11 protein-coding genes and 1 other annotated feature are annotated in these 10,879 nt (G+C 39.1%); of the genes, 2 read left to right on the plus strand and 9 right to left on the minus strand.

The window, feature by feature from the left end; translation table 11 throughout:
• From V7147_RS02955 to V7147_RS02985, 7 genes are all read right to left on the minus strand, one after another.
• Nucleotides 1-431 (minus strand): DEAD/DEAH box helicase family protein (locus V7147_RS02955; RefSeq protein ID WP_335366370.1); only part of this gene is annotated, 431 nt, incomplete at its 3' end.
• A 743-nt stretch (nucleotides 432-1,174) separates the two neighbouring features.
• On the minus strand, nucleotides 1,175-1,900 hold the full coding sequence (locus V7147_RS02960; protein ID WP_335366371.1) for a polymer-forming cytoskeletal protein: 726 nt from the start codon (nucleotides 1,898-1,900) through the stop codon (nucleotides 1,175-1,177).
• 14 nt (nucleotides 1,901-1,914) lie between these two features.
• Nucleotides 1,915-2,541: a YhbD family protein gene (locus V7147_RS02965; protein ID WP_335366372.1), complete on the minus strand. Its 627-nt coding sequence runs from the start codon at nucleotides 2,539-2,541 to the stop codon at nucleotides 1,915-1,917.
• A 162-nt stretch (nucleotides 2,542-2,703) separates the two neighbouring features.
• On the minus strand, nucleotides 2,704-3,486 hold the full coding sequence (gene kduD, locus V7147_RS02970; RefSeq protein ID WP_335366373.1) for a 2-dehydro-3-deoxy-D-gluconate 5-dehydrogenase KduD: 783 nt from the start codon (nucleotides 3,484-3,486) through the stop codon (nucleotides 2,704-2,706).
• Between the two features lie 22 nt (nucleotides 3,487-3,508).
• Nucleotides 3,509-4,339: a 5-dehydro-4-deoxy-D-glucuronate isomerase gene (kduI, locus tag V7147_RS02975; protein ID WP_335366416.1), complete on the minus strand. Its 831-nt coding sequence runs from the start codon at nucleotides 4,337-4,339 to the stop codon at nucleotides 3,509-3,511.
• A 57-nt stretch (nucleotides 4,340-4,396) separates the two neighbouring features.
• Nucleotides 4,397-5,410, minus strand: coding sequence for a sugar kinase (locus V7147_RS02980; protein WP_335366374.1), 1,014 nt, complete (start codon nucleotides 5,408-5,410; stop codon nucleotides 4,397-4,399).
• Between the two features lie 3 nt (nucleotides 5,411-5,413).
• Nucleotides 5,414-6,058, minus strand: a complete 645-nt coding sequence (locus tag V7147_RS02985) for a bifunctional 4-hydroxy-2-oxoglutarate aldolase/2-dehydro-3-deoxy-phosphogluconate aldolase (protein ID WP_335366375.1) — start codon at nucleotides 6,056-6,058, stop codon at nucleotides 5,414-5,416.
• 148 nt (nucleotides 6,059-6,206) lie between these two features.
• Between V7147_RS02985 and V7147_RS02990 the strand changes: the two genes are divergently transcribed.
• Together V7147_RS02990 and brnQ are read left to right on the plus strand one after the other, a co-directional pair.
• Entirely contained in the window at nucleotides 6,207-6,968 is a 762-nt protein-coding gene (locus tag V7147_RS02990) for an IclR family transcriptional regulator (RefSeq protein WP_335366376.1), read from the plus strand.
• 185 nt (nucleotides 6,969-7,153) lie between these two features.
• Nucleotides 7,154-7,390: a binding site (T-box leader), on the plus strand.
• Nucleotides 7,391-7,472: 82 nt separating this feature from the next.
• Nucleotides 7,473-8,804, plus strand: a complete 1,332-nt coding sequence (gene brnQ, locus V7147_RS02995; RefSeq protein ID WP_335366377.1) for a branched-chain amino acid transport system II carrier protein — start codon at nucleotides 7,473-7,475, stop codon at nucleotides 8,802-8,804.
• A 40-nt stretch (nucleotides 8,805-8,844) separates the two neighbouring features.
• On the opposite strand, the gene V7147_RS03000 is transcribed toward brnQ, so the two are convergent.
• Nucleotides 8,845-10,029 (minus strand): toxic anion resistance protein, encoded by a 1,185-nt coding sequence (locus V7147_RS03000; protein ID WP_335366378.1) that lies wholly within the window; start codon nucleotides 10,027-10,029, stop codon nucleotides 8,845-8,847.
• Nucleotides 10,030-10,035: 6 nt separating this feature from the next.
• Nucleotides 10,036-10,686: a 5-bromo-4-chloroindolyl phosphate hydrolysis family protein gene (locus V7147_RS03005; protein WP_335366379.1), complete on the minus strand. Its 651-nt coding sequence runs from the start codon at nucleotides 10,684-10,686 to the stop codon at nucleotides 10,036-10,038.
• Nucleotides 10,687-10,879: the final 193 nt, after the last annotated feature.

The following is a 10,879-nucleotide window of genomic DNA, read 5'->3' on the forward strand; positions in this document are numbered from 1 at the left end:
TGCATTTTCATTTTTTTCATTTTAATTAGTTCAATAATACGCCCCGTTGTTCCAATCACAATTTGCGGACGTTCTTTTAACTTTTCGACTTGTTTTTTTACATTTGCACCGCCAATGAAAGAGCCGCTTACGATGTTTGTGCCTTTCGTCCATTTTTTTACCTCGTCAAAAATCTGCATGACGAGTTCCCGGGATGGGGCAAGGATTACAACTTGGATTCCGTTCTTTGTTTCGTCGAGCTTTTGTATTGCAGGAAGTAAATAGGAAAGAGTTTTCCCTGTTCCCGTTGGGGATTCGCAAATGACGTCCTTCCCCTGGAGGATTGCGGGAATCGCTTTTTCTTGAATACCTGTCGGTGCTTCGAAGCCCGATTCCTGCCAGATTTCCTGTATTAAAGGTTTCATTTCATCTAATTGAGACCATTTTGACATTGTTTTGTACCTTCCTTGTTCTGTTCACTATCAAATGCGCCTTGAGCGTATTTGCGCCCGATTTTTTTCGAGCTTGCTCGAAAAATTTCCTCTGAAAAAATCGTGGCATCCGCCGGAGGCTTTAACTTTATTCAGCCTTAGGTTAAACTCATCACTAAATTGTATATATTTTTTGCAATCATACCCCGCTTGGAGGAGGAGCGACTTCTTTTGAATAAAGTTAATTTGACTAGTTTTTATTCTAACTATCTTTTGGGGAAAGTGCAAAAAGTACTTTGTTCGGGAGAATGTTTATTCTCTACTTGGACTAATCGTGAATATTTCGTTAGAAAGTTGATGACTTGCAAATGTGTCTGGTCTACAACACCACCAACTTCCTAATAAATGGATTGTGGCGTACTCCCTGAACGGCTGGAGTGCCTTCAACCTCCTAATAACTGGAATGCGCCGCACTCCCAGAGTGACTGGAGTACCTTCAAATTCCTAATAACTGGAAGACAGCGTACTCCCTGAACCGCTGGACTGTCTCCAACCTCCTAATAACTGGAATGTGCAGCACTCCCAGAGCGACTGGAGTACCACCAATCTCCTAATAACTGGAATTAGTCGCACTCCCAGAGTAACTGGAGTGCCGTCAACTTCCCAATAACTGGAAGATAACGCACATCCAGGTACCCTATGACCTATTCACAATAAAAATGCCCCTCAGGCAGAATGAAGGACATTAACAAAACATTGTTCTATTAGATTTGAATAGCTTCTTTTACTTTTGACGATGGGTCTTGTGTGAATGTTCCTTTGTATTCAACAACGTCAATTTCACAGTTTGGGCCGATGTTGACGTTATTTCCTCGAACCATTTTGGCGTTTGTATATTCGATATCAATTTCATCTGCCTCGATCATTTCTGTTGTCAGGGAGATTGGATAGACAGATTTAAAAATATTATTTAGGAAACTAAAAATTCCTTTCTTGGCCTTAATGATTCGACCACCGATTTCTTTAGCGCGGCATTCACCGGCTATAGAGATATCTATTACGTCCGCGTTTAATAATCCTCCGATTGCAAAGCCACCTTCGCATTTGAATTCTTCGATCTCACAATCTTCTCCTACAGTTACCTTACCTTTAATTTTTATTTCTTCTCCCTTTAAACTGCCGCCAATTTTTCCTTTACCAGAAATCTTCATTTTATTCACTTTTGCATTGCCAAGAATGCCGCCAGTACCATCTATAGTAAACTGATCAAATTCGATGGAGCCTTCAATGTTTCCACTTCCGTTTATTTGTCCTTCATTTCCTTCTATATTTCCTGTAACGGTGCCAGTGCCGTTGATTTTAAAATCATTACACTCAATATCACCATGAACGGTGCCTTTTCCATTGATTAATACTTTCTTAAAGCTGCCACCGCCGGATGAACCACTTCCGTTAATTAGTAAGTTCCCTTGATTCTCTAAGTTCACCATACTTAAGCCTCCGTTTATATAAGTTTTGTTCGCAGTTCCTCGATTTCATTCACAAAAGCGATCTTAACAATTAGCTTTGTTCCTTGTTCGATTACTAAATCTGTTGTACTTTGCACGATAAAACATGTTGAAACTCCTAGCTTGCGGATGATCACTAGTTCACCGTAGCTTTGTTTTTCTTTTGCAAAATATTCATTTGAAACTTGGATTACCATTTTCGCTTCCTCAAGACTGATATCTCCTGATTGCAGAAGCTTTTCAACTAAATAGACCGTTAAGATTCCTTCAAAATGAAACTGATCTGGGCTTTCTTTAATTTGTTCTAGGTAGAGATTGATGGTTGTTTCAGAAGCAAGGCCTCGTTTCACGAGTTCCATTTTAGTCAGGTTCATTTCACCGACGCTCGGTGAGAACATTTCCGCCATTTCATCGAGAGATAGATTTTCCTTCATTTTTTGAATCCGGTCAATTCGTTCTAGAATCCTTTCTTTTGGAAAAAAGGTCTCCTGCCCAGTAAAGGTGGATTTACGAATAAACCATTCCTCAGGAATCAAGTCTTTTCGCTTCCATCTGTAAAGCTGCCCATAAGAAATGCCTGTTACTTCTAGTAAATCTTTTTTCGATAATAACTCTTCGCTCATTTCTAACGGCTCCTTTCTATAAAAATAATGTAACATAACACTGTTACGTTATGCAACAAAAAATAGTAATCATTTATAAAAATAGGCATGACTCGGATTTCGTCATCCAAACCCACAAAAAAAGCTGAATCGCAGGGTTGCGAAACAGCTTTTTTTGTATTTTTATCTTGCCAACCATCCACCATCAACAGCAAGGGTATGGCCATTCGTATAATCAGATGCACGGCTTGCTAGGAAAACGACCGCACCCATCAGGTCGGCTGGAGTTGCCCAGCGTGCAGCAGGAATACGTGATAGGATTTCCGCATTGCGCTTTTCATCTGCACGGATTTGTGTTGTGTTATTTGTTTCTACATATCCAGGTGCGATGGCATTTGTTTGAATTCCATATTCAGCAAGTTCGTTGGCAAAGGACTTGGTAAGTCCGTGCACAGCATGCTTACTTGCTGTATATGGAGGAACAAATTTTCCGCCTTGGTATGAAAGCATCGATGCAACGTTGATAATTTTTCCGCTCTTTTGTTCAACCATTACTTTTGCGGCCTCTTGGCTTAAGAAGTAAAGTGAGTTTAAGTTAAGGTCGATGACCGCATCCCAATCCTCTTCCTTGTATTCCAGGATTGGAGAACGACGGATTGTACCTGCGTTATTAACTAAAATATCAACTGTTCCATATACTTTTACACATGCCGCTACTACTTCTTTTGCATTTTCACGTTTTGATAAATCCGTTTGGAAAAATTCGACGCGACGCCCTTCTTTTTCGATTAATTCTCTTGTCTCGTCCCAGCTAGTGCCGTGTGTGGTAATAAAAAGGTCCGCTCCAGCTTTTGCTAATGCAACTGCAAAGCCTTGACCTAGCCCAGTAGCTCCGCCAGTTACAATAGCAACCTTTTCTTTTAAAGAGAAAAAGTCTAATGAGAAATCAGACAATTGTTTTGTCATTTCTATATCCCCCAGTTTCTGATTATCGTAGATCTTCCATTGGTACAACATCCATGTCAGTGTAAGTGATGTTTTCGCCACACATACCCCAAATGAATGTATAGTTGCTTGTTGCTGTACCAGTATGAATTGACCAGCTTGGCGAAATCGCCGCTTGTTCATTTTTCATAACAAGATGTCTTGTTTCGTCCGGTTGACCCATGAAGTGGAATACACGGGTTTCTGGCTCCATATCAAAGTATAGGTAAACTTCCATTCGGCGCTCATGTGTATGACATGGCATTGTGTTCCAAACGCTCCCTGGAGAAAGCATCGTTAGACCCATTTGTAGTTGGTTACTTTCACATACATTTGGATGTACGTATTGATAGATTTTGCGCTCGTTAAGTGTTCCAGGCTCGCCTGTTTCAAATGGTGTAATTTCATTGATATCAATTTTTACAGTTGGATACTTGTGGTGCGCGGGTGCCGAATTGATATAAAATTTCGCAGGATTGTTTGGATCCTTTGAGCGGAATAATACTTCCTTCGTTCCTTTACCAACATATAGTCCATCTTGTCGAACCATGTTATACTCTTCACCATCAAGGATGACCATACCTTCGCCACCGATGTTGATAATTCCTAATTCACGGCGCTCTAAGAAATACTCTACACCTAATTCTTTATTAAGCGTAATTGTTAATTCTTTGTCAGTAGGTGTTACTCCACCAAAGATCATACGGTCATTATGTGTATATGTTAACTTTACCTGACCAGGCTCGAAAATTGTTTCAACTAAAAATTGGTTTCTTAACTCATCTGTATTAAATCGTTTAATTTCCTCCGGATGATTTGCATAACGTGTTTCCATTTTTGTTTCCATTATTATATTCCTCCTAAAAGTAATATTATTTATATTTGAATATCTTTAACGGACGATTTTACCTGGTGCATTTTCGGCAAATGCTTTGATTTCCTCTTCCGAAAAGACATTGCTATCTCCATGAATAGTATGTTTTAATGCAGAAGCTGCAGTACCAAAGGTTACAATTTGCTCGGGCTCGTGTCCTTCTAAAATTCCAAAAAGTATTCCAGAAGCAAACGCATCACCGCCCCCAACTCTTTCTACAATTTGGTTAATGTCATGCACCCTTGATTGATACAACTCTCCGTTGAAAAATAAATTGCCTTGCAATCGATTATGCGAAGCAGAAAACACTTCTCTAAAAGTAGAGTATAAGAATTTGATATTCGGATACATTTCAGTAATCTTTTTATAGTAAAAAGCAAGTTTTCCAGAATGGTCCAACGAATCATCTGCTTCTTCAATTCCCAATAGGTTAAGCGCATCCAATTCTCCACATGAACAAAAATCTACGTATGGTAAAAATGGTTTGATCGCAGCGGAAGCTTCGTCAAGGCTCCATAATTTTGCTCGGTAATTAAAATCAAAACTTGTTTTGACACCTAATTCTTTGGCAATCTTTAAACCCTGTAACGTTAATCCCTGCAAGGATTTTGAGAGTGCGGGTGTAATCCCTGATACATGAAACAGATCAGCGCCTTGTAAAATTTCAGTAAAATTAATTTCATTCATCGACAACTGTGCAAAGCTTGAGCCTTTTCTGTCATATGTGACCTGTGCACTTCTTTCACCTACACCCGTTTCCAGGTAGTATGTACCTAGGCGCTCCCCACCTTTTATAAGACAATCAGTATGAATCCCATATGAATGTAAATGTCGTTCATATGCTTGACCGAGTGGATTATTCGGTACTTTCCCAACAAAATAGACATCGTAGCCAAAACGTGAAAGGGATGCTCCTACATTTGCCTCAGCACCACCGTAATGCATTAAAAGCTGATCTGATTGAAAAAGGCGTTCTCCCAAATTAGTAGAAAAGCGAAGTAAAGGTTCACCAAATACAACAATCTTTTTCATGGTTTACGCCCCTCTTGCTTCTTTAACTTTAGCGACATATTGGGCTGCGTATTCGGTTATTTTCGCATAATCTCCTGTTTTCGCAGGAGCAACTAAATTTCCGCCTACACCAACAGCCACACAACCATTTTTAATCCATTGATCAATATTATCAAGGCTTACTCCACCCGTCGGCATGACATTCACTTGTGGGAGTGGTGCTTTAACCGCTTTCACAAAATCTGGTCCAAAGGCGTTCCCCGGAAAGAGCTTAATAATGTCTGCACCTGATTCAAGTGCATGTTTCATTTCCGTAATGGTCATGCATCCCGGCATGTACGGAATTTGATACAAGTTACATAGTTTAGCAGTTTCTACATCAAAGCTAGGGCTCACAACAAATTGTGCTCCTGCTAATATAGCGATTCTTGCAGTGGTTGCATCAAGAACGGTTCCAGCACCAATTACAACTTCACTGTTTTGGTAAATAGAAGCGAGCTCCTTGATAACCTCGTCAGCTCCATCAACTGTAAAGGTCACCTCGATTCCTTTGATTCCACCCTCTACACAGCTTTCTGAGATTTTAACTGCTTCTTCTTTTGAGTCTGCTCGGACAACGGCGACTACGCCGCAATCCGCGATTTTTGAGAGTATCTTTATTTTTTTCATAATTGCCTCCAAAATCTATTGACTATTTCCTATTTGGAAATTAACTTTATTATATGGAAACTTATAATGCCATTATATATAATAGTGAAAGGGATTTCAACAGATAGATTAATAATTTACGGAAATTTACGAAAAGAGTGTGAATACCATGGAAGAAAAGAAGCAACCATATGGCACTGTCCTTATTAAAGCCGATAATATTTTAAAATACTTGTCCACTGTCGACAAACCTCAAAGCCTTCAACAAATAGCGAAAGAAACGGAGCTAACTAGCCCTACTGCATTAAAAATTTTAGATACTCTTCAATTAATAGGCTATGTGCAAAAGGATGAGGAAACAAAAAAATTCCGCTTAGGTAGAGCGATTATTAAATACGCCAACAAAGCATTAAACCAATCCGAAATCAAAGATCTTGCACAGCCCTTTTTGGAAAAACTAAGAAAAGAAACAACCGAAACTGTCCATATGGGCATTCTTGACCAATCAAGCATAATCTATATAACAAAATTAGAAAGTTTCAATCCCGTCTCCCTGTATTCCCGTGTCGGAAAAGCAATTCCTCTCTATTGTTCCGCAATGGGAAAATCAATCCTTGCCGATCAAAGCGACAAACAAATTGAAGACTATTTGAACAACCATACATTAGAAAAAAAGACAGAAAAGACGATTACAACTAAAGAAGGTTTTATGAGAGAAATCAATGAAATCCGAAAAAACGGATTTGCATTTGACAATGAAGAACACGAAGCAGATATCTTCTGTGTAGGGGCAAGTATTACCGCTAATGGCAAAAATCATGGCGCTTTTAGTGTCAGTGTTCCAAAATATCGGATTACCGATGAGTTTATTAATCAAATAATTGAAAATGTCCTTGCTTGTAAAAGAGGGATTGAAGGTGAATTAGTATAATTTTAAAAGGGCAGAATCGGTTAAGCTGCCCTTTTTAAAGGTCTCTCCTGAAATTAACAATGAATAGCACATTCTTGTTATCACTACTCCCCTAATAGTTTTTTTGTCATCCAAACTCCTAATTATAAAAACTATCAAAAAACTTATTGACCTTTTTTCCACCCTCTGATACTATACCAATATATTAAAAATCAATGACGAGAAAGAGTACGATTGGAATCCTGTTCCCCAGAGAGTCGACAGTTGCTGAAAGTCGATGTTCAGAGCCATCCGAAAATCATCTCAGAGATGCAAAGCCGAAAAAAGTAAGCTTTGACGGGGATCCGCCGTTACAAGGAAGACGTATGTTAGTACGTTAGTGAGCGTCGCGCTTTTTTAAGTGCGGAATTTGGGTGGTATCGCGAGTTAACCTCGTCCCTTTTTTGGGGGCGAGGTTTTTTTATTTTGTCTTGGGAAATGGACCTGTCCCTTTGTCCCAAAAAACAACAAAAGGAGAGATTCAAGATGAAGAAGTTAGATACTATATTTATTGGTTTTATGTTATTTTCAATGTTCTTTGGGGCTGGAAATTTAATTTTCCCACCGTTTTTAGGCGCTGGCGCAGGTACAAACTTTTGGACTGCTATGCTTGGATTTATCGTAACTGGAGTCGGATTACCGGTATTGGTTATCTTTGCTGTTTCCCTTGTAAAAGGGGGTGCTCAGGCAATGGGCGATCGCGTCCATCCTGTATTTAGTACAGCTTTTATGGTTGCTGTGTATCTATGTATCGGACCATTTCTTGCGATTCCAAGAAACGCAAACGTTGCGTTCGAAATGGGGATTACCCCATTTTTATCTGAATCAACAAATACAGCTCTTATTTTATTACTTTTCTCAGTTGTCTTCTTTGGAGTCGTATATTTTATTAGCTTAAACCCAAGCAAAATGGAACAATATATGGGACGCTTCATTGCTCCAACATTAGTTGTTGCAATCGTCATTTTAATCGCTGTTGGATTATTTAAGATTGATACACCTTTCCTTAGTCCAACAGAAGGCTATCAAACGGGTGCGTTTTTCACAGGATTCATTGAAGGTTATAACACCATGGATGCTCTTGCCTCTTTGGCATTCGGTATTGTTATCTTAAACTCGATCCAAAAAAGAGGTATCTCAGACCGCTCACAGTTAACAAGACATACTTTTAAAGCTGGAATGATTGCAGGGGTTCTGCTTTCTGGTATTTATGTTGGAATTGGATTAATTGGTGCTAAGATGGCTGGCACTGGGACATTTACAGATGGTACAGGTATTTTATCTTCAGCAGCCACCCAATTATTTGGACAAAGTGGAACAGCACTGCTTGGCTTGATTTTCACATTAGCTTGTTTCACAACCGTTGTTGGATTAACAACAGCCTGTGGACAATACTTTTCAAACTTAATTCCGAAGGCAAGCTATAAAACAGTCGTACTTATTGTGACATTAGTTGGGTTTACCCTTTCGAACCTTGGATTATCACAGATTTTAAAAGTTTCTATTCCTTTCTTAGTGATGACTTACCCACTACTAATTGTGTTAGTCGTGTTAACCTTCTTTAGTCGTTATTTTAAAAATGTGAAAACTGTTTATGGTTCTGCGATGTTGTTCACTGGTGTATTTGCACTCATCAGCGGATTAAATGCATTTGGGCTTGACCTAGGACCTGTTCAGGATATGAAAAATATGCTTCCACTTGCTTCTGCTGGATTAGAGTGGATCGTTCCCTCTCTCGTTGGTACAGCATTAGGACTTGTAATGAGTCAATTTAGTAAACGCACAGAAACTGCTGGGACCGAGATAAAGGCATCCTAAAAATGAAAGGATAGATACCGTGACGGTACCTATCCTTTTTTCAGTCTGTCCTGATATCCAATAATTTTTGACGTAATTCTGTTTCCATCGAAGCAAGCTCAAGCTCTGCCTGACGACGCTTGTTACGGCCTTCCTCTTGAATACGTAATGTTTCCTCTAATGTAGAAATCAGGTTTTCCTTTGTTCTCTTCAATGTTTCCACATCGACTAAACCGCGCTCATTTTCCCGCGCTGTTTCAAGCGTATTGCTTTTTAACATTTCAGCATTCTTCAGTAAAAGGTCATTTGTTGTTTTCGAAACTTGTTTTTGTGCTTCTACTGCATTACGCTGTCTGATTAAGGTTAACGCAATCGCCACTTGGTTTTTCCATAACGGAATTGCCGTCATGATCGATGATTGAATTTTTTCCACAAGTGCCTGGTTTGTGTTTTGAATGAGACGAATTTGCGGTGCACTTTGAATGGTGATTTCCCTGCTTAGTTTCAGGTCATGAACACGTTTTTCAAGGCGGTCTGCAAATTGAACCATATCATTTACTTCTTGAACCTTCATTTGATCATTCGTTGCTTCTGCTTGTTTCTTTATTTCTGGTATGATTTTTTTGTGCATCTCCTCAAGCTTCAGTTCACCTGCAGCAATATAGACATTTAACGCATCAAAATAATCTTTATTATTGCCGTAAAGCTTTTCTAAAATCGCAATGTCTGATAATAGGACATTTTTACTTCGGTCAAGCTTCACACTGATTCGATCAATCTGTGCCCCCGTTTTTTGATATTTTGACAGTACCTCCTGAACGGAACTAGAGACTTTTCCAAAGATCCGTGAAATAACAGATCGTTTTTCAGGATTCAATTCCTCAGGACTCATACCATCAAGACTTTTCATCAGGTCTGAAATGATTTTTCCAACTTCACCCACGTCATTCTTTTGAACATGTTCTAGCATTGTGTTAGAAAATGAAAGCAGCTTGTTTTGCGCTGGTGTTCCATACGAAATCATCGCTTGGTGATTGGTTGGGTCAATTTGTTTCGCAAGCTGTAGTGCTTTTTCTTTATTTTCTTCCGGCAGTACATCTACCAAACGAACAGGCTTTTTCTCACCTTCTTGCGTTATGATAAGTGGATTTTCCTGTTCCTCTTTTTTCTCATCAAATGGATTTGCAAGTAATTCATCCATTAAATTGGGTGATTCATTATATTTTGGAGAATACTGTTCACTCATATTGATTTACCTCCTGTTTTGATCAATGAACTGAGAATCATTTGCTTGTTTATTCGAGTTTTTTGCCACATCGATTTCAAATTGTAGGTCTTCTATATCATTCGAGAGCATTCTGTGTAAATCCTTTTCAATTGTGTTCGTTAATTCTTCAAGTACCCTGCGTGTTTCATGTAGTGACCGTTCAAGTTCGCTATTTTTCTTCGGTTGGGATGAAAGAAAAGCATACTTCTCGGTTAACTCCACAACTGAATCAAGATGCGAAAAATAGAATCGTTCTGCTAGATAAAAGCGCCGAGGTTCACTCTTCGTTAAGCGATAAATTTTCTTTGTAACACGATGCAGGTCAACTCTTTGCTTTAATGACGGAATGTGGCGAACGGTAAAAATGGATTTATTTAATCGAGCAAGTTTTTTTCTTGCTTCTTTTAAATTTCTCTCAATATACTGATATTCCTTCCTCGAAAGCCGATGTTTTCGTAAAAAGGATTGTTTTATTATGGCAGACGTGCCTATGTAGGCAATCGCACCGCCTAATAATGCATAACCAGACGAAAGTAGGTAAGCTAGATCAAACGCAAAAAAGCTTACTAACCAAACAGTAACCGTTGTCGGGACTGAAACGAACGATTTAACAATAAAAGCGAGAAACGAATTCATACCATCGACTCCTAACATTTAAGTCTTACTATTATATACGAACCAACACGAACGTTGGTTTCAAAAACTTCTGAGGGAAAATTTGGTGTAAAGTGCCTGCCGTTGTTGAAGAACTTTCCGGTGGCAACCGCGTTGCGTTCGGGACCTCATAAGCCCGATGAAGGACTTTTTAGTGGCAACTGCATTGCGTTCG

Origin of the sequence: Bacillus sp. JJ1521, assembly GCF_036965165.1 — a bacterium.
Classification (GTDB): Bacteria; Bacillota; Bacilli; order Bacillales; family Bacillaceae_L; genus Ferdinandcohnia.

What these genes read in the sequence shown, in the direction of transcription:
- V7147_RS02990 (WP_335366376.1), top strand. Translation starts at nt 6,207, where the DNA reads ATGGAAGAAAAGAAGCAACCATATGGCACTGTCCTTATTAAAGCCGAT.
- V7147_RS03005 (WP_335366379.1), bottom strand. Translation starts at nt 10,686, where the DNA reads ATGAATTCGTTTCTCGCTTTTATTGTTAAATCGTTCGTTTCAGTCCCG.
- brnQ (WP_335366377.1), top strand. Translation starts at nt 7,473, where the DNA reads ATGAAGAAGTTAGATACTATATTTATTGGTTTTATGTTATTTTCAATG.
- kduD (WP_335366373.1), bottom strand. Translation starts at nt 3,486, where the DNA reads ATGACAAAACAATTGTCTGATTTCTCATTAGACTTTTTCTCTTTAAAA.
- kduI (WP_335366416.1), bottom strand. Translation starts at nt 4,339, where the DNA reads ATGGAAACACGTTATGCAAATCATCCGGAGGAAATTAAACGATTTAAT.
- V7147_RS03000 (WP_335366378.1), bottom strand. Translation starts at nt 10,029, where the DNA reads ATGAGTGAACAGTATTCTCCAAAATATAATGAATCACCCAATTTAATG.
- V7147_RS02980 (WP_335366374.1), bottom strand. Translation starts at nt 5,410, where the DNA reads ATGAAAAAGATTGTTGTATTTGGTGAACCTTTACTTCGCTTTTCTACT.
- V7147_RS02965 (WP_335366372.1), bottom strand. Translation starts at nt 2,541, where the DNA reads ATGAGCGAAGAGTTATTATCGAAAAAAGATTTACTAGAAGTAACAGGC.
- V7147_RS02985 (WP_335366375.1), bottom strand. Translation starts at nt 6,058, where the DNA reads ATGAAAAAAATAAAGATACTCTCAAAAATCGCGGATTGCGGCGTAGTC.
- V7147_RS02960 (WP_335366371.1), bottom strand. Translation starts at nt 1,900, where the DNA reads ATGGTGAACTTAGAGAATCAAGGGAACTTACTAATTAACGGAAGTGGT.